The 23,895-nt window shown below is 72.3% G+C and carries 22 protein-coding genes and 1 pseudogene; 18 read left to right on the forward strand and 5 right to left on the reverse strand.

Annotation, left to right across the window (positions count from 1 at the left end; genetic code table 11):
• The first annotated feature begins 197 nt into the window (after window positions 1–197).
• The 12 genes from ABZ873_RS05495 to ABZ873_RS05550 are packed head-to-tail and all read left to right on the forward strand — an operon-like array spanning window position 198 to window position 13,094.
• Window positions 198–1,511, forward strand: coding sequence for a SidA/IucD/PvdA family monooxygenase (locus ABZ873_RS05495; RefSeq protein WP_360865544.1), 1,314 nt, complete (start codon window positions 198–200; stop codon window positions 1,509–1,511).
• Between the two features lie 52 nt (window positions 1,512–1,563).
• Window positions 1,564–1,932: a cupin domain-containing protein gene (locus ABZ873_RS05500; RefSeq protein ID WP_360865547.1), complete on the forward strand. Its 369-nt coding sequence runs from the start codon at window positions 1,564–1,566 to the stop codon at window positions 1,930–1,932.
• Window positions 1,929–3,548 carry a class I tRNA ligase family protein gene (locus tag ABZ873_RS05505; protein WP_360865550.1) on the forward strand — a complete coding sequence of 540 codons (1,620 nt, stop codon included), beginning with the start codon at window positions 1,929–1,931 and terminating at the stop codon, window positions 3,546–3,548. The genes ABZ873_RS05500 and ABZ873_RS05505 overlap by 4 nt, the downstream gene beginning before the upstream one ends.
• Window positions 3,549–3,565: 17 nt before the next feature.
• The gene (locus tag ABZ873_RS05510) at window positions 3,566–4,888 is read left to right on the forward strand and encodes an MFS transporter (RefSeq protein WP_360865552.1); all 1,323 of its coding nucleotides are present in this window, start codon (window positions 3,566–3,568) and stop codon (window positions 4,886–4,888) included.
• A 14-nt stretch (window positions 4,889–4,902) separates the two neighbouring features.
• Window positions 4,903–6,156 carry an ATP-grasp domain-containing protein gene (locus ABZ873_RS05515; protein WP_360865555.1) on the forward strand — a complete coding sequence of 418 codons (1,254 nt, stop codon included), beginning with the start codon at window positions 4,903–4,905 and terminating at the stop codon, window positions 6,154–6,156.
• Window positions 6,149–6,973 carry a dimethylargininase gene (gene ddaH, locus ABZ873_RS05520; RefSeq protein ID WP_360865559.1) on the forward strand — a complete coding sequence of 275 codons (825 nt, stop codon included), beginning with the start codon at window positions 6,149–6,151 and terminating at the stop codon, window positions 6,971–6,973. Before ABZ873_RS05515 ends, ddaH begins: the two co-directional genes overlap by 8 nt.
• Complete coding sequence (locus ABZ873_RS05525; RefSeq protein WP_360865562.1) at window positions 6,970–7,305, forward strand: hypothetical protein; 336 nt, start codon at window positions 6,970–6,972, stop codon at window positions 7,303–7,305. Before ddaH ends, ABZ873_RS05525 begins: the two co-directional genes overlap by 4 nt.
• A complete protein-coding gene (locus ABZ873_RS05530) occupies window positions 7,302–9,098 on the forward strand; it encodes an ABC transporter substrate-binding protein (RefSeq protein WP_360865566.1) in 1,797 nt (598 codons plus the stop codon). The genes ABZ873_RS05525 and ABZ873_RS05530 overlap by 4 nt, the downstream gene beginning before the upstream one ends.
• Entirely contained in the window at window positions 9,098–9,601 is a 504-nt protein-coding gene (locus ABZ873_RS05535; RefSeq protein WP_360865569.1) for a YbaK/EbsC family protein, read from the forward strand. Before ABZ873_RS05530 ends, ABZ873_RS05535 begins: the two co-directional genes overlap by 1 nt.
• A gap of 4 nt (window positions 9,602–9,605) precedes the next feature.
• Window positions 9,606–10,868, forward strand: a complete 1,263-nt coding sequence (locus ABZ873_RS05540) for an ATP-grasp domain-containing protein (RefSeq protein WP_360865573.1) — start codon at window positions 9,606–9,608, stop codon at window positions 10,866–10,868.
• A 37-nt stretch (window positions 10,869–10,905) separates the two neighbouring features.
• Window positions 10,906–12,048, forward strand: a complete 1,143-nt coding sequence (locus ABZ873_RS05545) for an FAD-binding oxidoreductase (protein WP_360865576.1) — start codon at window positions 10,906–10,908, stop codon at window positions 12,046–12,048.
• A 38-nt stretch (window positions 12,049–12,086) separates the two neighbouring features.
• Window positions 12,087–13,094: an MmcQ/YjbR family DNA-binding protein gene (locus ABZ873_RS05550; RefSeq protein WP_360865579.1), complete on the forward strand. Its 1,008-nt coding sequence runs from the start codon at window positions 12,087–12,089 to the stop codon at window positions 13,092–13,094.
• Window positions 13,095–13,097: 3 nt separating this feature from the next.
• On the opposite strand, the gene ABZ873_RS05555 is transcribed toward ABZ873_RS05550, so the two are convergent.
• Entirely contained in the window at window positions 13,098–14,546 is a 1,449-nt protein-coding gene (locus ABZ873_RS05555; protein ID WP_360865581.1) for an NB-ARC domain-containing protein, read from the reverse strand.
• Between the two features lie 171 nt (window positions 14,547–14,717).
• Here ABZ873_RS05555 and ABZ873_RS05560 point away from each other — a divergent pair, with 171 nt between their 5' ends.
• A complete protein-coding gene (locus tag ABZ873_RS05560; protein WP_360865584.1) occupies window positions 14,718–17,987 on the forward strand; it encodes a BTAD domain-containing putative transcriptional regulator in 3,270 nt (1,089 codons plus the stop codon).
• Window positions 17,988–18,058: 71 nt separating this feature from the next.
• On the opposite strand, the gene ABZ873_RS05565 is transcribed toward ABZ873_RS05560, so the two are convergent.
• Together ABZ873_RS05565 and ABZ873_RS05570 are read right to left on the reverse strand one after the other, a co-directional pair.
• Window positions 18,059–18,223, reverse strand: a complete 165-nt coding sequence (locus tag ABZ873_RS05565; protein WP_360865587.1) for a hypothetical protein — start codon at window positions 18,221–18,223, stop codon at window positions 18,059–18,061.
• Window positions 18,224–18,312: 89 nt separating this feature from the next.
• The gene (locus ABZ873_RS05570) at window positions 18,313–19,218 is read right to left on the reverse strand and encodes a hypothetical protein (RefSeq protein ID WP_360865590.1); all 906 of its coding nucleotides are present in this window, start codon (window positions 19,216–19,218) and stop codon (window positions 18,313–18,315) included.
• Window positions 19,219–19,405: 187 nt separating this feature from the next.
• Here ABZ873_RS05570 and ABZ873_RS05575 point away from each other — a divergent pair, with 187 nt between their 5' ends.
• Entirely contained in the window at window positions 19,406–19,870 is a 465-nt protein-coding gene (locus ABZ873_RS05575; protein ID WP_360865593.1) for a LysM domain-containing protein, read from the forward strand.
• An 84-nt stretch (window positions 19,871–19,954) separates the two neighbouring features.
• Here the strand turns inward: ABZ873_RS05575 and ABZ873_RS05580 are convergent, their stop codons facing one another.
• Complete coding sequence (locus ABZ873_RS05580; protein ID WP_360865596.1) at window positions 19,955–20,671, reverse strand: DUF5324 family protein; 717 nt, start codon at window positions 20,669–20,671, stop codon at window positions 19,955–19,957.
• Between the two features lie 147 nt (window positions 20,672–20,818).
• On the opposite strand from ABZ873_RS05580, the gene ABZ873_RS05585 reads away from it, so the two are divergent.
• On the forward strand, window positions 20,819–21,346 hold the full coding sequence (locus ABZ873_RS05585; RefSeq protein WP_360865626.1) for a peptidylprolyl isomerase: 528 nt from the start codon (window positions 20,819–20,821) through the stop codon (window positions 21,344–21,346).
• A gap of 178 nt (window positions 21,347–21,524) precedes the next feature.
• A complete protein-coding gene (locus ABZ873_RS05590) occupies window positions 21,525–22,397 on the forward strand; it encodes a rhomboid family intramembrane serine protease (protein ID WP_360865629.1) in 873 nt (290 codons plus the stop codon).
• A 115-nt stretch (window positions 22,398–22,512) separates the two neighbouring features.
• Here the strand turns inward: ABZ873_RS05590 and crgA are convergent, their stop codons facing one another.
• Window positions 22,513–22,767 (reverse strand): cell division protein CrgA, encoded by a 255-nt coding sequence (gene crgA / locus ABZ873_RS05595; RefSeq protein WP_030762414.1) that lies wholly within the window; start codon window positions 22,765–22,767, stop codon window positions 22,513–22,515.
• Window positions 22,768–22,858: 91 nt separating this feature from the next.
• Between crgA and ABZ873_RS05600 the strand changes: the two genes are divergently transcribed.
• On the forward strand, window positions 22,859–23,632 hold the full coding sequence (locus ABZ873_RS05600) for a DUF881 domain-containing protein (protein ID WP_360865599.1): 774 nt from the start codon (window positions 22,859–22,861) through the stop codon (window positions 23,630–23,632).
• A pseudogene (locus tag ABZ873_RS05605) lies at window positions 23,604–23,804 on the forward strand (hypothetical protein); the annotation flags it as partial. The gene ABZ873_RS05600 and the pseudogene ABZ873_RS05605, both read left to right, overlap by 29 nt.
• Window positions 23,805–23,895 lie beyond the last annotated feature (91 nt).

The following is a 23,895-nucleotide window of genomic DNA, read 5'->3' on the forward strand; positions in this document are numbered from 1 at the left end:
GGCCAATCAACGGCCCCGCCAGGTCCGCCGCCGAGTTGATTGTCCGTGCCCGTCATCTGTTCCGGGCAATCGCGCCTACCCCTGGAATGAGGTCATCAACCGGTTTCGCAAGGCAAGAAAGGGACGCCGCACAACGGCCCGGACCGTCCTGCCTGACCGTACCAACCTGTCCACCTGTTCCATCTGGAGGTACTTCCATGGCGCATCGCAACGTCGAACTGCTCGCAGTCGGTGCAGGTCCGGCGAACCTCGCGCTGGCGATCGCCGTCGAGGAGCTCGCCCCCGAGCTGGCCGGCGACACCCTGCTCATCGAGCGCGAGCACGACATCGTGTGGCAGCGCGGCATGCTCCTGCCCGACGCGCTCAGCCAGGTCTCCTTCCTCAAGGACCTGGTCACCCTGCGCAACCCGACCAGCCGCTTCTCCTTCGTCAACTTCCTTCATTCGCAGGAGCGCCTGGACGCCTTTGTCAACCTGGCCAGCTTCGTCCCCTATCGCAGCGAGATATCCGAATACCTGCAATGGGTCGCGAACGAGCTGGAGACCGTCAAGGTCGAATACGGCCGCGAGTGCACCTCCGTCGAGCCGGTCACCGGCGAGGACGGCGAGCTCTCCGGCTGGGTGGTCTCGCTGTCGAACGGCGACACCATCGGCTGCCGTTACCTGGTCATCGGCGCGGGCCGCGACGCCCACATCCCCGAGGTCTTCGCCGGGCTGCCGGCCGACCGCGTCATCCACAGCACCCAGTACAGCCAGCGCATCGGCGAGGTGCGGGCGGACCTGCCGCACCGCGTCGCGGTGATCGGCGGCGCGCAGAGCGCGGCCGAGCTGTTCGGCGCGGCCCTGCGGGACCTGCCCGAGTGCAAGCCCACGATGATCATGCGCTCGATCGGCCTCAACGGCTACGAGAGCAGCAAGTTCACCAACGAGCTGTACTACTCCTCCTTCATCGACGAGTTCTACGAGTCCTCGCCCGAGGCCCGCCAGCAGCTGCTCGCCGAGATGTACCGCTCCAACTACGGCGGTCTGGCCCCGGCCACCCTCGACGGCCTCTACCGGCAGTTCTACCAGGACCGCCGCAGCGGCGGGGAGCGCCTGGGCATGCAGCCCATGACCGATGTGGCCGCCGCCCGGATGGAGGGCGAGGAGGTCGTCCTGACCCTCGTCGACCGCAAGTCCGGCACCGAGCGCGAGATGCGCACGGACCTGGTCCTGCTCGGCACCGGCTTCGTCCGCGCGATGCCGTGGGCGGTCAAGACCCTCGCCGCGTCCATCGGGCTCGACGAGATCAACGTCAGCCGGGCCTACCGGCTCGACCTCGGCCGCCCCGCGGCCGCCGCCGTCTACCTGCAGGGCGTCAACGAGGCCACCCACGGCATCGCGGACTCGCTGCTCAGCGTCCTGGCCGGCCGTTCCGCCGAGATCACCCAGGACATCCTCGCCCACCGCCGGTCCCGGTCGGTGGAGTTCCAGGCCGAGGAGCGCGAACTCGCCCTCGCCGGCGCGGTCTGAGGACCGCACCCCCCACGAGCCGACACCGCATGACGAGGAGAGACCGAAGCACATGCTCACCAAGCAACTCGACCGCGACGGACTGACGCACGAGAACGGGCTCGACGCCCAGCGCCTGCTGCCCTGGCCCGAGCTCAACGCCCCCTTCGAGGGCTCCTGGTGCGTGATCCGCCCCGGAACCGCCTCGACGGCCCACGCCCACCACGAGTACGAGATCTTCATCGCCGTCGCCGGCTCCGCGGTCCTGGAGTCGGAGGGAGTGCGCAAGCCCTTCGTGACGGGCGACATCGTCCACTTCACCCCCGGCACCGCCCACCGCGTGATCAACGAGTCCGACGCGGACTTCGAGATGTATTCGGTCTGGTGGGACCTCGACATGACGCAGCGGTTCGCGGCACGCCACGAAGGAGCCCAGGCATGACACCCCGTACGGTCATCATCGCGCCGCCGCCCACCCCCAACGGGGACCTGCACACCGGGCACCTGGCCGGCCCGTACATCGCGGGTGACGTCTACGCCCGCTACCTGCGGGCCTCCCGCCGCCCGGTGATCTTCACCAGCGGCACCGACGACAGCCAGACCTACGTGGTCTCCAGCGCCGCCCGCGCCGGCCTGACCCCGGAGGAGCTGGCGCTGCGCTCGGCGCAGCAGATCCGCGCCACCCTGGAGGCGGCCGGGATCTCCGTCGACGGCTTCGCGCCCTTCGACAAGGGCTACCGGCAGACCGTCATCGACTTCGTCACCGACCTCCACACCGACGGCGCCTTCCGCCTCAAGACGGTCCGGCTGCCCTATGTGGAGGCCACCGGCGAATACCTCATGGAGGGCCTGGTCGCGGGCGACTGCCCGGTCTGCCTGGTGGAGAGCCGCGGCGGGCTCTGCGAGTCCTGCGGCCACCCGAACAACTTCGACGAGCTGCTGCGCCCGCGCTCCACCGTCGACCCGGACGCCGTCGTCACCCACCACGAGGCGCAGATCCTCGTGCTGCCGATGGAGGAGTACCGCGACCGGCTCGCGGACTACTACGTCCGCCACCGCGACGTGCTGCGCCCGCACACCGCGCAGCTCATCCGCGAGGCCCTGGACCGCCCGCTGCCGGACTTCCCGATCACCTACCCGACCGGCTGGGGCATCCCGGCGCCGTTCACCGAGACCCCGGGCCAGGTGCTCAACGCCTGGGCCGAGGGCATGGCCGCCTCGATGTACTGCACCTGGTGGGCGGCCGAGCAGCTCGGTGAGCACGCCGACCGCTACGACGAGCACTGGCTCTCCGAGCACGGCATCGAGCTCGTCTACTTCCTCGGATTCGACAACGTCTACTTCTGGGGAATGACGCACCTGGCGCTGCTGATGGCGCACGGCGACCGCTACGTCGAGCCGCACGCCATCGTCTCGAACGAGTTCTACGAGCTGGAGAACCAGAAGTTCTCCACCAGCAAGGGCCACGTGGTCTGGGCCGCCGACCTGGTGGCCGAGGTCCCCCGCGACCTGGTCCGCTTCTACCTGGCGCTGACCGCCCCGGAGCACTCCCGGACGAACTTCAGCCGCGAGGCGCTGGAGCAGCTGGCCGCCGACCGCCTGGTCGAGCCGTGGAACCGGCTCGCGGGCCGCCTGGAGGAGATGCTGGCCGGCGTACCGGCCGACGCGGCCCTCCCGGTGTCCGCGACCGGCGCCGAGCACGCCGCCATCCTCGTCGAGCGCTTCCGCTCGCACTACGAGCTGGAGAGCTTCAGCCTGCACCGGGCCGCCGACCTGCTGGTCGTGCACCTGGACCGGCTGCTCAAGCAGGCCGACCGCGTCGCGGTGGACGTGCCCTCCGACCTCGGCGACCTGGTCCTGGCCGTCCGCACGCTCATCGCCTGCGGCGCGCCGCTGCTCGTCGACCTCGCGGCCCGCGCCGAGCGCGCCGGCGCCGATCTGACCCTCCCGGCCGGTCCCGTCACGGCCACCACCACCCTGCCCCTGCGACTCCCCCTCCTGTCCACCGCCGTGGGGGCCTTCGAGCCCCTGTCCGTGCCGGTCGACGTCCGCGCCTGACCCCCCGAGGAGCCTTCGTGTCCACCCTTGCCGCGCCCCGGTCCAATCGGGCCGAGCGCCTGCTCATCCCCGCCACCTTCATCACCAACCTCGGTAACGGCATCCAGCTGACCGCCGCCTCGTACCTGGTGTTCACCGAGGCCAACACCATGCTCGCGGTGAGCTGGCTGATGATCGCCGTCACCATCCCGCAGGTGGCGCTGTCCCTCTTCTTCGGCAAGCTCGCCGACCGCTTCGACCGCCGTACGCTGGCGATGATCTCGGACCTGTCCAGCGCGGCGGCCGCGATCGCCCTGCCGGTCTGGCTGGCCCTCGGCGGCGACCCCTCCACCGTCAGCTACGTCGCCAGCTTCGTCCTGTCGATCTCCGCGGCCCTGTTCTTCCCGGCCAGCAACGCCCTGATCAAGGAGCGCATCCCGGAGTCCCGGCTCGCGCAGTTCAACGGCAACGCCGAGATCGCCATCCAGGCCGGCACGCTCGCCTCGGCGGCCCTCGGCGGCTGGGTGATCGTCTGGGTCGGCACCACGTCGCTCTTCTACTTCAACGCGATCACGTTCCTGCTCTCCGCCGCCCTGCTCTTCTTCATGGGCCGCCGCCCCGCCGGTACGGGCACCAGCGCCCCGGAGGCCGCCGCCAAGGCCGCCGCCGCGGTCGCCGCCTCGGGCACCCGCCCGCCGCTGGCCCGCCTGGCGCTGCTCTACATCATCGGCAACATCGTCATCATCGTCGGCAACAGCATCATGCTGGTCCTGGTCATCGACGGCTTCAAGTCCAACGCCGGCTACCTCGGCATCGTCGACGCCCTGTTCGGTATCGGCGCCCTCTTCGCGGCCTGGGCCTTCAAGAAGATCAGCTCCAGGGCCACCGTGCTCAAGACCGCCCTCATCGGCTACCTCGCCTTCGCGGTGCTGCTGTCCATGGAGTCCCTGCACCTCTACGCGATGATGGCCGTCATCCCCTTCGCCGCCATCGCCTTCTGCGTGGCCCGCATCTCGGCCCGTACCGCCCTGATGAGCGCCGCCCCCGAGGAGAAGACCGGCTTCGTCTTCGGCGCCACCAACGCCTTCGGCCTCGCGGCCGGCACCGCCGCCGTGGTCCTGATCTCGCTCCTGGTCGACTCCACCAACGTCAAGAACGGCTTCTACGCCCTCTCGGTCCTGGTCGTGGTCATCGCCTCCCTGACCGTCCTCTCCCTGCGCAAGCACGACCGTGAGGTCGCCGCCGCCGAAGCCGCCGCCAAGGCCGCCGAGTCCATCGCCCCGGCCGCCGCGGCCACCGAGGTCACCGAGCCCGCCGCGGCCGGTACCGAGGCCCGCGAGACCGTCCCGGCCAAGGTCTGAGGGGGGAGACGGACATGAAGCTGCTCGCCGTCGAAGCCAGCCAGAACGCCACCTACTACATCTCCCGCTACCAGCAGATCGAGGAGCGCGGCGCCGAGGTCTTCGTCCTGAACGGCCTGGGGACCGAGGACTTCTGGGACGCCGGCCGCTACCGGATCGCCGGCTCCAAGCACATCGAGGACATCGTCACCGCCGCCAAGCAGTGGCACGCGGAGGAGGAGTTCGAGGGGGTCCTGACCTTCTCGGAGTCCGGGGTCGTCACCGTGGCCGTCGTCGCCGAGGCGCTGGGACTGCCCAGCATCGGCTTCGAGGCCGCCCGCACCAGCCGCAACAAGCTGCTCATGCGCCAGGCGCACGAGCGGGGCAACGCGGCCCACCCCGGCTTCCGCCACGCCCCCGACGTCGAGGCGGCCCTGGCCGCCGGCGAGGAGCTGGGCTACCCGCTGATCCTCAAGCCGACCCTCGGCGCCGCCAGCAACTTCGTCTTCAAGGTGGACGACCCGCAGGAGATGCGGGCCCGCTTCGAGGACGCCACCCGCGGCATCGAGACCATGACCTGGGCCCTGATGGAGGCCGACGGCCTCGACCTCGGCCCGCACGGGATCATCGTCGAGGGCTACCTCGACGGGCACGAGCACCTGATCGAGGCGCTGGCCTGGGACGAGGAGGTCTACCTCGGCTCCATCGTGGACCGCATCACCGTCGAGAGCGGCACCTTCGACGACGACGTCCACCACGCCCCCAGCTCCCTGACCGCCGAGCAGATCGCCGCCGTCCACGCGGTGGTCCGGGACGCGGCCCACGCCCAGGGGCTGCGCCGCTCGGTCCTGCACGCCGAGGTCCGCTTCCACCAGGGCAAGCCCTTCATCCTGGAGATCGCGATCCGCCCCGGCGGCGGCGGTCTCGACCACATGGCGCGCATCAGCGCCGGCCACGACCCCATCCAGTGCGTCTCGGACGTGGCCCGCGGCCTGCGCCCCGACGTCTCGCACTACTCCCCGACCGAGGTGCACACCGCCGCGATGTGCCTGATCAGCGGCGCCGGCACCGTCGAGTCCATCGAGGTGCCCACCGAGGTGGCCGAGGACCCGGCGCTGTTCTTCCTCAAGATCACGGCCACTCCGGGCAGCGTCATCAAGCGCCCGCCGGCGGGCAACAACATCCTCGGCTTCATCGGTGCCACCGGCACCTCCCTCACCGAGGCGCTGACCACCGCCCACGTGGCGGCGGGCCGCATCCGCACCGAGATGAGGCCGGAGCATGCCTGACACCCTCCGGCGCACCGCCACCCGGCGCCACTACCTGATGTGCCGGCCCACCCACTTCGAGGTGAGCTACGCGATCAACCCGTGGATGGACCCGGACAAGCCGATGGACGCCGGTCTGGCGCTGGCCCAGTGGGAACGGGTCCGGGACCTCTTCCTCGGCTTCGGCCACGAGGTCTCGTACATCGAGCCGGTCCCGGGCCTGCCGGACATGGTCTTCTCGGCCAACGGCGCCACCGTGGTCGACGGCAAGGTCCTCATCGCGAAGTTCCGCCACCAGGAGCGGGCGGCCGAGGCCGACGCCTACCGCGCCTGGTTCGCGGAGCACGGCTACACCGGCATCAAGGTCCCGGAGTACGTCAACGAGGGCGAGGGGGACTTCGCCCCCGCGGGCCGGCGGATCCTCGCCGGCGCGGGATTCCGCAGCGACCCCGGCGCGTTCGACGAGCTCCGCGAGTTCTTCGGCCTGCCGGTGGTCGGCCTGACCCTGACCGACCCCCGCTTCTACCACCTGGACACCGCGCTGTGCGTCCTCGACGACGAACTGGTGATGTACTACCCCGCCGCCTTCTCCGACGAGAGCCGGGCCGTGCTGCGGGAGCTGTACCCGGACGCGATCCTCGCCACCCGGGAGGATGCCCTGGCCTTCGGCCTGAACGCGGTGAGCGACGGACTGAACGTGGTCCTGACGGAGACCGCGACCGACCTGATCGATGAGCTGCGGGCGCGCGGGTTCGAGCCCCACGGCGTGGACATGTCGGAGCTCCTGAAGGCCGGCGGCGCCGTCAAGTGCTGCAGTCAGGAGATACGAGACACGTGATCGACTACGACGGCAGGAGTTTCCGGAACACCGGTTACCCCAAGGACGAGGACGCCCCCGTCGGCCACTACCGGCAGGAAGGCGACCTGCTCTGGGCCGAGTTCGACGGGGGCCCCGTCCGCCGGGGCTCGCTGAACGGGCGCGTGGAGCCCGACGGCAATCTCGAATTCGCCTACACCATGGTCCTCGCGAGCGGCGAAGTGATCGCCGGCCGGTGCTGGAGCACCCCCGAGTTCCTGGACGACGGACGGATCCGGCTCAACGAGCGCTGGGAGCGCTACGGAGAGCACTCGGACAGCGGTGAATCCGCATTGGAGGAGGTACGGACATGACCCCGCCCACGACCCCGCTCCGCGGGGGGAGCGTGACCTGGGCCTGCACCAGCGGCTTCAGCCCGGTCTTCATCTTCCCGTTCACCCCCGGCGAGTACTACGGGGTGGCCAATCTGCACGAGTTCCAGACGCTCATGTACCGCCCGCTCTACTGGTACGGCTCCGGCGGCCAGCCCACCGTGGACTACGAGCGCAGCCTCGCCGAGCCCCCGGTGTGGAGCGAGGACGGCCGCACCGCGACGATCACCGTCAAGCCCTACCGGTGGTCGAACGGCGAGACGGTCAACGCCGACAACGTGATGCTGTGGATGCACCTCCTGGAGGCGGAGAAGGACAGCTTCGGCGGCTACACGCCGGGCTTCTTCCCCGACAACCTGACCGGCTACGAGAAGGTCGCCGAGGACCGGGTCAGCTTCACCTTCGACCGTGCCTACTCCCACAACTGGGTGCTGATGAACCAGTTCAGCACCATCACCCCGCTGCCGAAGGCGTGGGACCGCACCGGCGACGACCGCCCGGCCGACGCCACCCACGACCCCTCCCAGGCGTCGGCGGTCTACGCCTACCTGCGGGCCTGCAACGACGAGCGCAAGAGCTGGGACACCAGCCCCGTCTGGAGTGTTGTCAACGGCCCCTGGAAGCTGAGCAGTTACACCATCGACGGGGTCTCGGGCGAAGCCGTCCTGACCCCCAACGAGAGCTACTCCGGCCCCAACAAGCCCTATCTGGACGAGTTCCGCCTGATACCCACCGGCTCGGACACCGAGCAGTACGAGATGCTGCGCCGCGGCCCCGGCGCCGTCGACGGGGTGCAGATCGGCTTCCTGCCCTTCGACGAGGTCACGGAGCCGGCCGAGGACCCGCTCGTCGGCGGCCCCAATCCGCTCGGCGCCGCCTACGACCTCGTCCCCCAGCTCACTTACAAAATCCATTACTTCCCGATCAACTTCAACAACCCCACCGTCGCCGGAAAGATCTTCAAGCAGCTCTACTTCCGCCAGGCACTGCAGTCCTGCCTCGACTCGCGCGGCGCCATCCGCGACGTCTACAAGGGCTACGGCTACCCCACCACCGGGCCCATCCCGGCCCTGCCCGACAGCCCGCTGCTCTCCCCCGCCGCGCACGAGGACCCGTACCCCTTCGACGTCGAGGCCGCCCGCGCCTACCTGACGGACCACGGCTGGGACATCAGCTCCACCCCCGGCGTCTGCGTCCGCGAGGGCACCGGACCCGGGGAGGCGGGCGAGGGCATCCCGGCCGGCACCCCGCTGCGGTTCTCGATGCGCTACGCCCAGGGGCACGAGACGCTGACCGCGGTCATGCGGAAGTTCGCCGCCGACGCCGCCCGGGCCGGCATCGAGATCGAGCTGACCGAGGTCGAGGCCAGCGTGCTGGTCCTGGAGGACACCACCTGCACCCCCGGCCCCGACAGCCCCTGCCTGTGGCAGTTCAGCGACTGGAACGGCGGCTGGGGCTACGGCCCGGGCTTCTACCCCACCGGCGAGGCCCTGTACTCCACCGGCTCCTCCGTCAACTTCGGCAGCTACAGCGACCCCGAGGCCGACGCGCTGATCGCCCGCACGGTGGTCAGCGACGATCTGGAGGACCTGTACGCCTACCAGGACTTCATCGCGCGGCAGGTCCCCGTGATCTGGATGCCCAATTTCCCCTTCCGCCTGCTGGAGGTCGCCAAGGACCTCCGCGGCGTCGCCCCGATCAACCCCTTCGGGCTGATCAACCCCGAGGACTGGCACTACGTCGGCACGGCCGCGGAAGAGGCGGAGGCTCACTGATGTACACGACGCTGCTCGACCTGCTCGACCGGAACCAGGCCCGCTACCGGCTGATCGACCACCCGGCCGAGGGCCGCACGGACCTGGCCAGCGTGCTGCGCGGCCACCCGCTGGACCAGGCCGCGAAGTGCATCATCGTCCGCGTCAGCATCACCAAGCGGGTCGGCAAGTACGTACTCGCGGTCGTCCCCGGCGACCGCCAGGTCGACCTGGAGGCCGTCGGCGCGCTGTTCGGCGGCGGCCGCACCGCCTTCGCCACCCCCGAGATCGCCGAACGGCTGGCCGGCAGCGTCTGCGGCACCGTGATGCCGCTCAGCTTCCACCCCGACCTGCACCTCGTCGTCGACGAGGGCCTGGTCCTCACCGAAGAGATCTACTTCAACGCGGCCCGCCTGGACCGCTCCGTGGCCCTGTCCACCGCCGACTACCTCGCCATCGCCACGCCGCAGCTGGCCGCGATCGCGACGGCCGGCGACCGGGTCCTGACCCACTCCGCGAGGTGACGACATGACCGATGAGCCGAAGACGACCGAAGACGGCGTGGTGATCCTGGTCGGCAGCGGACAGCGCGCCTACCGCGAGTACCTGCTCGCGGGAGCCGCCCGCCGGCGCCCGATCTGGATCCTGGACGCGGCCGAACCGACCTGGCAGCAGGAGTACGTACGCGGCTCCACCACCGTGCCCCTGCTCGACCGGGAGCGCCTGGTCCCCGACACCGAGGGGCTGATAGCGGCCGCCGAGGCCGTCGCCGCCGAGCACACCGTGGTGGGCGTGTTCAGCTACGACGAGACGCTGGTGGTCAGCACCGCCCTGATAGCCGAGCGGCTCGGCCTGCCCGGACTGACCTTCCGCGGCGCCGACAACTGCCGCAACAAGCACAACACCCGGCAGCTTCTGACCGCCGCCGGACTGCCCCAGCCCCACTTCGCCTACGTGACCGGCGCCGACGAGGCCCTGGCGACGGCCGACTCCTTCGGCTACCCGGTGGTGCTCAAGCCCCGCGGCATGGGCGCGAGCATCGGCGTCATCAAGGTGGACGGGCCCGAAGGGGTCCGCGCCGCCTTCGAGGTCGCCGACGCCGCCAGCCGCGGAGGGAACAGCGACTACGAGGGCGGAGTGCTCGTCGAGGAATGCGTGATGGGCCCCGAGATCAGCATCGACGGCAGTGTCGTCGACGGGGACTGGAACCCGCTCTTCCTCGCCCGCAAGGAAGTGGGCCTCGCGCCCTACTTCGAGGAGACCGGGCACACGGTCGGTGCCACCGACCCGCTGCTCGCCGACGCGGAACTGCTGCGCGTCCTGCGCGCCGCCCACCGGGAGCTGGGCATCGGCCACGGCATCACCCACACCGAGGTGAAGCTCACCACCCGCGGCCCGGTGATCATCGAGGTCAACGCCCGCCTCGGCGGCGACCTCATCCCCTACCTCGGCAGCCTCGCCACCGGCGTGGAACCGGGCGAACTGGCCGCGGACATCGCCACCGGCACCCCGCCGCGCTGGGAGCCGACGCTCTCCCGCACGGTCGGCATCCGCTTCCTCTACCCGCCGCGCAACGGCACCGTCGGCTCCGTCGACGTACCCGCCGCGGCGGACGTGCCGGGGCTGCTGGAGGCCAATGTGATGGTCGCCCCCGGCACCACGCTGCTGCTGCCCCCGGAGGGCTACCTCAGCCGCTACGCCAACCTCATCTGCGCCGGCGAGGACCTCCTCGGCTGCGAGGAGTCCCTGGCCAAGGCCGAAGCGCTGACCACGATCGTCCTCGACAGCTGACGCGTCGGGGACCGGACACCACGAAAGGAGGTGGGTGATGCCGGCGAGGGTAACGGTCGTGGGCGCGGGCGTGATCGCGCTGCTGACGGCGGTCGAGTGCGTGCTCGACGGACACCGGGTCACGGTCGTCGACCAGGGGCCCATCCCGCACAGCCGGGCCACCTCTTTCGACCAGCACCGGATCCTGCGGGCCCTGCACCCGGCCGACCCGCGGACCACCCGGGCCGCCCTGCGGGCGCACCGGCGCTGGATCGAACTGGAGGAGCTCTTCCTGACCCGCTTCTACGAGCAGGTCGGCTCCCTCACCGTCCTGCCGCCCCCGGCGGCCGCCGACGGGGCGGCCCTGGTCACGGCCGCCGGGGGCCGCGCGACGGAACTGACCGCGGCCGGGCTCGCCGGCCGCTATCCGCACCTGCACCTGGACGGCGGCCTCGGCGCGGTACTGGAGACCGAGGCGGGCGTCCTGCTCGCCGAACGGGTCCTCGCCGCCTGCGTCGGCTGGCTCAAGTGGCAGCCGGGCATCGAGCTGATCGAGCACCGGGCCGTGACCGCCGTCGACGCCGACAGCGGCACCGTACGGCTGGTGGACGGGCGGGTGCTGCACGGGGACGCCGTCCTCATGGCGGTCGGACCCTGGTCCCGGGACCTGCTCCCGGAGGGGATCGCCGAGCAGCTCACCCTCTACCGGCAGTCCCTGCTGTACTGCCGGGTGCCGCGGCAGCAGGCCACCGCCTGGGCGGCCACCCCGGCCGTCCCCGCGCTCGGCACCGCGGGCGGCGCCTGGCTGATACCGCCGGTGGCGGGCACGGCCCTCAAGCTCACCTCGGCCACCGCCTGCCGGGTGGTCGACTCGATCACCGACTGGGCCACCGACCCGTACTGGCAGCGCCGGCTGGAGAAGGAGTTCGGGGACATCCTCCCCGGCTTCGGCCCGGCCTGGGTCACCGCCGCCAAGGACGCCTACTACTCGTCCTTCGCGCCGACCGGCGGACCCCTGGTGGTCGCGCTCGGCGGCGCGGGATTCGCGTACGCGGCCTGCGGTGGGACATCCTTCAAGTTCGCGCCGCTCATCGCCCGGTCGCTCGCCGACCGGCTGGGCGGCCGCGATCCCTCGCCGATCGGCGTCGGCGCGCTCGACGGCCCGCTGGACGTGCACGCCCCGCAGCTGGCGGGCCGGTGAGCGGGGGACCGGGTGTGCGGACGGAGGAGGTGCGGGCGGTGGCCACGGTGGACGACGTACGCAGGCTGGCGCTCGCCCTCCCGAGGACGGAGGAGCACCTGATCCGGGACCGGGTGAAGTTCCGGATCGGGCGGATCGTCTACCTGGCGCTCTCCCGGGACGAGACCGAACTGGGCTTCGCCTTCCCCAAGGAGGAGCGGGCGGCGCTGATCGCCGCCGAACCCGCGAAGTTCTTCCTCCCGCGCGCCTCCGACCTGCGCTTCCACTGGGCGGAGGCGCGCCTGGCCGCCCTCGGCCCCGAGGAGCTGGCCGAGCTGGTGACCGAGGCGTGGCGGATGGTGGTCCCGGCGAAGGTGGCCCGCGCCCACCTGGACGGACCCCCGCCGGGCGCGCCCGCGCCCCCGCCGGCGCCCACCCTCGCCCGGCTGCACCGGGCGGCCGAGGTGTTCAACGGCTTCGCGGGCGTGGACCGCAGCTGGCTGGCGCTGCGCGCGGAGACCGGCGCGCTCGACCTCTCCCTCGCGGAGCACCGCGGCGCCCTGCACCGCTGGCTCAACTCCTGGGGCTGCCGCATTCGCTACCCGCGCGAGGGCGAGCCCGACGCCTTCGGGGCGGGGCTCGCGGACTGGTGGGAGCGCCATCACACGCTGCCCGGCGCGCCCCTGGCCGCGCTGGGCCCGCGGGAGATCTCCCGGCTCGCCAAGGCGTACGCCGAGCTGGCCGCCGTACCGGTCGGGCGCCGCACCCTGGGCCCGACGGCCGCGTCCAAGGCGCTGTACGCGCTGCGCCCCGCCTCGGTCATGCCGTGGGACGCGGCCATCGCCGACCGGCTGTACGGGGTACGGGACGGCGACGCCTTCGCCCGGCACCTGCGGACCGGCGGGATCTGGGCGCGCGCGGTGCTCGCCGAGGCCGGGGGCCTGCACGAGGCGGCGCTGTGCGCCTGGCTGGGCCGGCCGGAGGTCTCCCTGGCCAAGGTGCTCGACGAGTACCTGTACGTCACCATCACCCACGGCGGACGCACCGCGCAGGCGGCGGGGGGCTGAGCCCTACCGGCCGGCCTGGGCGGGCAGCGGGGCGGCGGAGCGCCGCGCCCCGGCCGGGGACTCCTCCGTCGGGTCCGGCTGGGTCAGCGCGAAGGCCCGCGCCAGCGGCGTCAGCCCGTACTGGCCGGGCAGGTCGGAGTGGTCGAGCAGGCCCGCGTCCAGGAGCCGTTCGAGCAGGTCCTCCACCGGCTGGGCGGAGCGCTCCACCAGCACGGCGAGCGCGTCGGCGGACTCGTAGACGAGGTTGTCCACCGAGGGCGGGCTGTCCGAGGCGGCGAACTGCCGCAGCACGAGCCGGGCCCACGGGGTCAGCTGCCGGTAGGCGCCGTCCAGGCGGGTGCCCACGGCGTCGTCGCCCGCGCGCAGCCGGCCCAGGAAGCGGCCGGGTTCGCGCATCCCCTCGCCGAGCAGGTCGGAGACCGCGTCCTGGAGCATCCACTCCGGGCGGGCGGCGAGCCGGCGCCCGGCCAGGTTCAGAGCCAGCGGCAGGTCCCCGCAGGCGTCGGCGAGGAGCAGGCAGGCGCGGGGCTCGGTGCCGACGCGGTCGCCGCCCAGCAGCTGGGCGAGCAGTTCCATGGACTCGTCGCGGTCCAGGGCGGGCACGCGCAGGCGGGAGACCCCGTCGAGGCCGAGGAGCCGGGAGCGGCCGGTGATGAGGATGCGGCTCTCGGGGGCGGCGGTCAGCAGCTCGCGCACCTGGCGCTCGTGCTGCACGTTGTCGAGGAGGACCAGGACCCGGCGGCGGTGCAGAAGGGACCGATACAAGCCAATTCTCTGCCCGGGATCGCCGGGGATCCGGTCGGCCGGGATGCCCAGGGCCTCCAGGAAGCCGCCCGCGATCCCGGCGGCGTCCTTGCGGCCGTCGGCGGCCGGGTCGAGGTTCGCGTAGAGCTGTCCGTCGGTGAGGCCCGGGGCCAGTTCGTGGGCCAGCCGCAGGGCGAAGGCCGAGCTGCCCGCGCCGACCTGACCACTGATCACCAGGGGGGCGGCGGGGCGCTGGTCGCCGTAGGAGGGGGCGGTCAGGGACCGGGCCCGCTGGAGCAGCCCGGCCCGGCCCACCAGGGGGCGGGGCTCCATCGGGAGCTGGGCCGGCGGGGGCAGTACGGCTCGTACGTCGGCGGCGCGCAGTTCGTTCTCCTGGTGCTGCTGTACGGCCTTCGCCGCAGGTCGGGGGGTGCCGTCCTCGGGCTCGGCGCGCGCCGCCTCGTGCCAGCGGCGCTCCCAGGTGGCGCGGTCGCCGCCGCACGCCTCGGCGAAGGCGAGGGCCACCTGGAGGGTGGGGAGCCGGTATCCGGCGGCCGCGTCGGAGAGCACCGACGCGGAGAACATGGCCCGGGTGGCCATGTCCCGGTAGCCGGGACTGCCCGCCGCGCTCCGCAGCCGGCGCAACTCCCGGGCGAACGCGGTGACTGGTCCGGCATCGGGGGCCAGCGGTCGCTCCAGTCTTCCCACGTGCGTCTCCTTATGCACTCGCTCTGTCCGCCGCCCGGTGGGGCCGCCCATGAACTGTCCGTGTCGTGCTTCCTGATCTGCTACCGGATGCTTACCGCCAGCTAGGAGGACCGCCTATGATCCCGTTGACATGGCCTGGCCAGGGGTCTGTTTAGTGGGGGTGGATGTCCGATGCCGGGGGCGGATACGGAGTCCGGTGAGAGACGTACGGAGGAATCGGACGGGAACCGACTGCGGTTCCACGTCCTGGGGTCGCTGGAAGGCTGGTTCGGGGGAGCACGGCTGAGGCTGGGGGGAGCGATTCAGGAACGCGTCCTCTGCATGCTGCTGCTCGAATCCGGCCGGGTGGTGCCGGTGGCCCGGCTCGTCGAGGCGACCTGGGAGAAGGATCCGCCGGTGACCGCCGCGCACCAGGTGCGCAAGGCCGTCGCGGACCTGCGCCGGCGCATACCGGCGGGCACCCAGGTGATCGCGACCGACGGGCCCGGCTACCGGATGGTGGTGACGGACAGCCAGGTCGACCTCCTGGAGTTCGGCGCACTGACCCGGGATGCGGGCCAGGCCCTGCGGGAGGGCCGCCGCCAGGCGGCCGCCGAGGGGCTGCGGACCGCGCTCGCGCTGTGGCGGGGCGCCGTCCTGTCCGGCACGGGCGGTCCGGTGATCGAGGCCGCGGCCACCGCGCTGGAGGAGCGCAGGCTCGCCGCGTCGGAGCAGTTCTTCGAACTGAGCCTCGCGCTCGGGGAGTCGGGCGAGCTGATCTCCGGCCTGCGCGGGCTGATCACGCAGCATCCGCTGCGGGAGACGCTGCGGGGCCAGCTGATGCTGGCCCTGTACCGCTCGGGCCGGCAGGCGGAGGCGCTCAAGGAGTACGGCGAGGTCCGCGAACTGCTCGTCGACGAGCTCGGGATCGATCCGGGCCCGCGGCTGGCGAAGCTGTACGAGGCGATCCTGCGGGACAGCCCCGAACTGGCCCCGCCCGAGCGGCCGGCCGCCGGGGACGTGGCGCCCGTACGCGCGGAACCGGAACCGGAGGTGCCCGTACCGGTGGCTTCGGTGCGGGCGGCCTCCGCGGTTCCCGTACCGCTGATGCCGGAAGCGGTGGTCCCGGTACCGGCGCTGCCGGTGGGGGCCGTGGCCGTACGGGACGATCCCGGGCCGCCGCGCTCCGCGGAGCCGGTGCCCGAGCAGCCGCAGCCGCCTCCGCACACCGCCGGGACCTCGGACGAGGCCCCCTGCACCCTTCCCTACGACCTGCCGGACTTCACCGGCCGGGCCCGGGAGCTGGCGGAGCTCTTCGCCTACGTACGGGGCCCCGGTCGCGGGGGCGACCGGCACTCCCGGATCGTCGCCATCGACGGCATGGGCGGCATGGGCAAGACCACCCTGGCGGTCCGGGCCGCCCACCAGCTGGCCGACCGGTACCCCGACGGGCAGCTCCACATCGACCTGCACGGTTTCACCCCGGGCGGCCCGCCCGTCTCGCCGGCCGCCGCGCTCGACAGCCTGCTGCGGACCCTCGGCACCCCGGGCGACCGCATCCCGGAGGACCTGGAGGGGCGCACCGCCCTGTGGCGCTCCCGGCTGGACGGCCGCCGGGTCCTGCTCCTGCTCGACAACGCCGTCGACGCCACGCAGATCCGGCCGCTGCTGCCGGCCTCGCCGGGCTGCCTGGTGCTGATCACGAGCCGCGGGCGGCTGCTGGACCTGGACGGCGTGGAGTGGGTGTCCATCGGGATGATGGACCCCGAGGACAGCACCGTCCTGATGACCGAGACCCTGGGCGGGAACCGGGTGGCGGCCGAGCCGGAGGCGTCCGCGGAACTGGCGGCGCTCTGCGGCCATCTGCCGCTCGCCCTGCGCATCGCGACGGCGCGGCTGCGCAACAGGCCGCGCTGGACGGTGCGTTACCTCGTCGAGCGGCTGCGCGACGAGACGCGCCGGATGGACGAGCTGAGCTCCGGGGAGCGCAGTGTCGCGGCCACCCTGCGCCTGTCGTACCTGGCCATGGACGAGGAGTACCGGACGGCGTTCCGCATCCTCAGCCTCTATCCGTGCGCCGGGATCGACGTGCACGCGGCGGCCGCGCTCCTGGGCACGGCCGTCCGCGACGCCGAGGACGCGCTGGAGTTCCTGCTCGACGTCCATCTCGTCCAGCAGCCCGACATCGGCCTCTACACCTTCCACGACCTGGTCCGCAGCTTCGCGCAGAGCCTGCGGGGCCCGGCGACGGCCGAGGACGACGCGGCGGCGGTCGAGCGGCTGCTCGGCTACTACATGACCACCTCCGACGCGGCCTGCGAGGTGCTGTTCCCGGGCCGGGAGCAGCGCCCCACCGGCATCCCGCCCTACGAGGGCGAGCGGCCGGCCTTCCGGGACACCGAGCAGGCCGCGGCCTGGTTCGACCGGGAGCAGGCCGGGCTGCTCGCCACCGCCGCCCTCGCCGAGCGCTGCGGTCACGACCGGTACGCGGCCTGCCTCAGCCGCAATGTGGGCTTCCACCTGCACGCGCAGGGCCAGCTCGACGAGTTCTGGAGCATCGGGCGGCTGGCGGTGGCCGCCGCCCGCAGGCTCGACGACCCGGCGCTGCTGGGCATCAGCCTGGCCAACCTGGGGGCGGCCTGCTGGAAGCTCGGCCGCTTCGAGGAGGGGCTGGAGGTGGCCAAGGAGGCGCGCGACACCGCGGTGCGCGCCGGGGACCGGCACACCGAGGCGCACAGCGAGTCGACCATCGGCCTGCTGATGTCCATGCTGGGCCGGTACGGGGAGGCGCTGCCGCTGCTGGAGCTGTCCGTGGCCATGGCCACGGAGCTGGGCAATCCGCGCGCGGAGGCGGAGAGCCTGAGCACCCTCAGCACCCTGTACGAGCGCTGGGGACGCTATCCGGAGGCGGCGGCCGCGGCCCGCCGGGCGATCGGGATCGACCGGGAGCTGGGCTACCGCAGCAACGAGATCGCGGCCCTGACCGACCTGGCCTTCGCCCAGGTGGGGCTGTACGAGTACGCCGACGCGGACGCCAGTCTGAAACGGGCCCGGGACCTGTGCGACGAGACCCGGTCCCCGGGCGATGTCGCCCTGGTCCTGGCCCTGTCCGCGCGGGTCGCCCAGGAACGCGGGGACGGCGGCGCGGCCCGTTCCTTCGCCGAGCGGGCGATGGTGCTGGGGCGGGCGAGCGGGGCGCCCATCCGGCTCGCCAAGGTGGAGAACGTGCTGGGGCGGCTGCACTCGATCTGGGGGGAGCACGAGGAGGCCCTGGCCCTGCACACCCACGCCCACCGGATCGCCTCGCCCATGAGCTTCCGGGCCGAGGAGGCGTCCGCGCTGCTGGGGCTCGCCCGGGCGGCCGAGGCGCTGGGGGACGCCACCGCCGCGGCGGGGCACCGTACGGCGGCCGAGGCGCTGTTCGAGTCGATGGGGCTGCCGCCGCACCGCCGGACGTACTGATCCCGCCGACGACCGTGCCCCCGTACCGGAGTTCCGGTGCGGGGGCACGGTCATGTGTGAGCGGCAGGGGGTTACTTGCCGGTCGGACCCGGGGAGGGGGCGCCGGGGCCCTTGTCATCCGCGAGCACCTGGTACCCGGAGGGCTGACCGGCGTCCGCCGTCTGGACCGTCACACCGGCTCCGATGACCAGGGCCGCCGCGATGATTCCGATCAGTCCGACCAGCTTGCTGCGCATTTCTGAACCCCCTGGATTGTGGTGCCCGGTGAGCGGTTCCCGTGTGGTGCGGTGGCCGCTTTCGACAGGACAAAGACTCGTCGAGTCGCTTACCGGTCCGTTCCCCTCTCGATACCGCTCGTGACGGGGTCGCGGGAACGGCCGTTCCCGTGCCGTTCCCGGTCGGGTTCCCGGGCCGCCGCGATCCGCGATCCCCGGGCGCTGACCAGCACATCTGTCCGCGTGGTGCCGCGTTCGTACCCGGCGAGGTCGAGGAGGGCGCGCACGGTCGCGCGGATCCCGGCCTGCTCCCCCTCGGGCAGCGGCGGGGCGTTCCCCTCCGGGGTGATCCCGGCGACCAGGTGCATACCGTCCACGGAGAGGGTGTCCACGCGGAACTTGGCCCCGGTCAGCAGCTCTTCGACGAGGTACGGGGCCGAGTGCCGTGAGGTCACGGCCTGTTCGGCCCACCGGTCGAGCCCGGGGCGGTCATGGACCGGTACGGTCCACCAACAGCCCGCCTTGTCGGCGGACTTGATGACCACCGGCAGCGGGAAGTCCTCCGCCAGGGCTCGCGCCTCGGCGATGGACCGGGCCTCCTCGGCGCGTACCGCCGAGGTCCGGCTCTGGTTGAGGATGCGCCGGACGGAGACCGCGTCCGGGAGCCGGCAGGGCCGTTCCCCGGTGGCCGCGGCGAGGTCCCGCAGCACGTTCTCGGCGGCGGCCGCGGAACCGGTCCCCAGCCCCTCGCCCAGGTCGCCCGCGAGGTAGAGCACGTGGCCGATGCCGTGCGCGCCGACCGTGTCCGCCAGCAGGGTGCGCAGGGCGGCCGGATCGTCGAAGTCCACCCGCAGGAGCCGCTGCGGCGCCAGGCCGGCCGGGGGTTCCGTACCGGGGGGCCACGCCCCGGTGTCCGACACCACCCAGACGTCCAGGCCCGCCACGAGCGCGGCGTCCAGGAGCCCGGGTCCGGGCCTGACCAGCACTACCCGTTCCGCGGTCTGTCTGATGATCACAGAATTCTCCTCCATCGTGTCCCACGATGTTCGCGGTCCGCCTTCCCGCTCCCTTCCCGGCGTGTTCCCATGAAGAGGTACGGCACCACATCCCCCGGACGGCTCGGCCGCAGGGCCGCCCGCCGCCCGGTGGCGGACAGTGGGAGGGCACCGATCCAGGGGGGCCGGCACGCCGGAGGCGTAAGCGATGGGACTCTTCGACTTCCTGAAGTCCGACAGGCGCAAGGCGGACGAGGCCGCCGCGAGGGCGCGCGAACACCCCGAACGTACGACGGCCGCGCCCGCGCGGCCCCGGCCCGTCCCCGCGTCCCCGACGCCGGGCTCGGCGGCCCACAAGGCCGTCCCGGCCGCCCCGAAGCCGGCCGCCCGGCCCCGGCCGGGGCCGCTCGCGGAGGAGCGCGGAGCCGCCCACACCCCGACCCCGCACTCGGCGGCGCACAAGGCCGTTCCCGCGGCCCCCGTCGCGCGGCCGGCGGTCTCCACCGGGAACCGGACCTACACCGTCCGCGAGGGCGAGTCGCTGACCGCGATCGCCGCCCGCGAGCTGGGCAACGAGGCCCGCTGGCGCGAGCTGTACGCGATGAACCGGGGCGTCATCGGCAGCAGCCCGGACCTGGTCCGGCCGGGCATGGTGCTCACCCTGCCCACCTGAGGCCGCCCGGCCCAGGGCATGCGGAAGGGGCGGGGAACCGGGCAGCTGCTCCGGTTCCCCGCCCCTTCCGCGCGGCATCGGCCGCTAGGCGATCGGGTCCTGGCCCGACTCCGCCTCACGCTCCTTGGCCGCCAGCTCGTCGTCGAAGCTCGCCGGGGAGGCGTCGCGGTCCGTCAGCTCGGTGGCCGCGGGCGGCTCCACGAGCCAGTCCGGGTTCGACTGCTGGTCCCACCACTTCCACGCCAGGTAGGCGCCGACCGCCACCACGCCCACCAGGGCCGCACCGCGCAGCACCTTGCCGCGGCGCTCGCGCCGCTGGTGGCGGCGTACCAGCTTCTGCACCTCCTTGGCGGTCACCTGGCCGCGCAGGGCCGCCAGGGCCGCCACCGACCGGGAAGCGGCCTCCTCGGCCACCGGGGTGGCCACCGCGAGGGCGCTCTCGATCCGCGGCTGCGTGTAGTCGGCGGCCTGCCGCGCCGCGTGGCGGGTCTGCTTGACCGCCCGGGTGGCCGCGCGGTCCACGTTCGGCGGAACATGGGCCCGGGCCGCCTTGAGCCTCGGGTGCAGGTGGCTGTCGTAGGTCGTCTTCGCCTGGCGGGCGGCGCCGTGCGCCGCGCTGGAGACCATGGGGGTGAGTCGTTCGTTGGCCTCGTGCGCGTAGTGCACCGCGGCGTCCCTGGCGGACTCCGCGTACGGCGCCACCACTTCCGCCGCGTGCCGCACACTCTCCCTGGCGCTCTCGGCTGCCAGGCGCGCACTGTCCTTGCCGGTCACGGGATCCTCCTCCTCGGTGGCGGTCACAGTTCACCTTTCCACCCTTTGTCGGATCATGCATGCCGCCTCGCCACCGGGCATGCGTACCGGGCATACGGGTGGCCGAATCTCCGTGCCGCGGAGCGCTCCGTGGGACTATCTGGACCGACAGTGATGACTATGGAAGGCAGATCCGTGGCCGAGAAGCTCTACGCCACCCTCAAGACCACCCACGGCGACATCGAGATCGAGCTGCTGGAGAACTTCGCCCCGAAGACCGTCCGGAACTTCACCGAGCTCGCCACGGGCGCCCGCGAGTGGACCCGCCCGACCGACGGCCAGAAGACCACGGAGCCGCTGTACGACGGCACCGTCTTCCACCGCGTCATCAGCGGCTTCATGATCCAGGGCGGCGACCCGCTCGGCAACGGCACCGGCGGCCCCGGCTACCGCTTCGCCGACGAGTTCCACCCCGACCTGGCCTTCACCAAGCCGTACCTGCTCGCGATGGCCAACGCCGGGCCGGGCACCAACGGCTCGCAGTTCTTCATCACCGTCGCCCCCACCGCCTGGCTGACCCGCAAGCACACGATCTTCGGCGAGGTCACCGACCCGGCCAGCCAGAAGGTCGTCGATGCCATCGCGGGCGGCGCCACCAACCCGCGCACGGAGCGCCCGCTGGAGGACGTGATCATCCAGTCCGTCCTCGTCGAGCGCCGCTGAGGGCCGCCCCGCCTCTCTCTCCCCTCTCTCCCACACCGGGAACCTTTCCGCCCCGCCCGTCCGTACTCGATACGTACCGGACCGGCGGGGTGCGCGCACCGCCCGCACCCGCCGACCTGCCGCCGTCATTGACCGAGCCGACCGAGCCGACCGAGCACCGAGGGGACCGATGGACCGGATGGACACCGAGCGCCTGCCGGGCTGCTACCGCCACCCGGACCGCGACACGGGGATCAGCTGCACCCGCTGCGAGCGCCCCATCTGCCCCGAGTGCATGATCAGCGCCTCGGTCGGCTTCCAGTGCCCCGAATGCGTCCGGGCCGGCTCCGGCACCGGGCACCGCCCGGCCGCCAACGCCCCGCGCACCCTCGCCGGCGGGGTGGTGGCCGCCGATCCGCACCTGGCCACCAAGGTGTTGATCGGCATCAACGCCGCCGTGTTCCTCCTCGGGCTGCTGCTCCCGGGGCTGGTGGTGGAGCTGCAACTGCTCGGCCGCTATGTCGCGGACTACGGGGCGCCCGTCCAGGGCGTCTCCACCGGCGAGTACTACCGGCTGCTGACCTCGGTCTTCCTGCACACCGAGTGGTGGCACATCATCGGCAACATGATCGCCCTGTGGGTGATCGGCGGCCCGCTGGAAGCGGCCCTCGGCCGGGCCCGCTACCTCGCCGTCTACCTGCTCTCGGGCCTCGGCGGCAGCGCCCTCGTCTATCTGCTGACCGCGCCGAACACCCCGACCCTGGGCGCCTCGGGCGCCGTTTTCGGACTGCTCGGCGCCACCGTGGTGCTGGCCCGCCGGATGCGGTACGAGATGCGGCCGGTGATCGTCATGGTCGTGCTGATGCTGGTCCTGACCTTCGTCCGGATCGGCGACGTCGAGGTGTCCTGGCAGGCGCACATCGGCGGGCTGGTCACGGGCGCGCTGGTCGCCCTGGGCATGCTCACGCCCACCACCGGACGCCACCGCGCGCTGATCCAATGGGGCACCTGTGCGGTGGTGTTCCTGCTGGCAGGAGCCATGATCATGCTCCGTACGGCCGAACTCACCTGATCACACCGGCGTCAACTCTCCACAGAGTTATCCACAGATCTTCTGTCTTTTCCTCAGGTGTGGATGACGCTGTGGATAACTCCTGGGGAGAGCTTCCGTCAGCGGCGCGGAAGTGCTACTTCCACTGCGTGGAGACGCCGAATCCGGCCGCGATGAAGCCGAAGCCGACCACGATGTTCCAGTTCCCGAGGGCTTCGACCGGGAGCTGGGTCTCGGTCACGTAGAAGACGACGATCCACGCGAGACCGATCAGGAAGAACGCCAGCATGACCGGGGCGACCCAGCTGCGGTTCGTCAGCCGGATGCTCTGCGGCTGCCGCGTGGGCGGCGGCGTGTAGTCGTCCTTCTTGCGGATACGTGACTTCGGCACGAGGGGCTCTCCTGTCGATGCGCTGGGGACTCTGCCTGCCCCGGGCGTCCGTTAGCGTAGTGGACCTGTGGCGTTGAAGGAGAAGGGTACGTTGAGCAATTCCGACGACTCCTCCGCGGGTCCCCGTCGCCGGGCCAGGCCGGTCCGGCTGCTGACCGCCGCCGTCTTCGCCCTGGCCGGGCTGCTCTTCGTCACCAGTTTCAACACCTCCAAGGGTACGAACATCAGGACGGACGCCTCCCTCCTGAAGCTGTCCGACCTCATCAAGGAGCGCAGCGACGACAACGCGGAGCTGGAGGCGAGCACCGGCGCGGCGCGCCGCCGCGTGGAGGCCCTGGCCGACCGCGACGACGGCAGCACCACGGCCGAGGACGCCCGGCAGGCCGCCCTGCGCGCCGCATCCGGCACCCAGGAGCTCTCCGGCAAGGGGCTCACGGTCACCCTCAACGACGCCCCGCCGAACGCCACCGCCCGCATCCCCAACGTGCCCGAGCCCCAGCCCAACGACCTGGTCATCCACCAGCAGGACCTCCAGGCCGTGGTCAACGCCCTGTGGAAGGGCGGCGCCGAGGGCATCCAGGTCATGGACCAGCGGCTCATCTCCACCAGCGCCGTGCGCTGCGTGGGCAACACCCTGATCCTCCAGGGCCGGGTCTACTCCCCGCCCTACAAGATCTCCGCCGTCGGCGACCCCGCCGCCCTCAAGAAGGCCCTCGCCGCCTCCCCGGCCCTGCAGAACTACCAGCTGTACGTCAACGCGTACGGACTCGGCTGGAAAGTGGACGAGCACAAGGCGCTGACACTGCCCGCCTACTCCGGCACAGTGGACCTCCACTATGCGAAGCCGGTGGGCGCCACCCCGTGACCGGGCCTGTCCCGGGGCCGTCCTGCGCCTCGCGGTACGGACGCTCAGCGAGCTCTGCCTGACCGCCGGCACCCTCATCCTGCTTTTCGTGGCCTACGTGCTCCTGTGGACCGGGGTCGAGGCCGGCCGGGCCATGGACGGCGAGCGCGCCCGGCTGCGCGACGACTGGGCGGCCGCCATGCTCGATCCGGTGTCCCGGCCGTGCATCCGCACCGCCTACGTGCTCTACGGGGGCATCCTCGACGCCGTCGCCCGGGACGGCT

Origin of the sequence: Streptomyces sp. NPDC047014 (genome assembly GCF_040644195.1) — a bacterium.
In the GTDB taxonomy this organism is placed as follows: Bacteria; Actinomycetota; Actinomycetes; order Streptomycetales; family Streptomycetaceae; genus Streptomyces.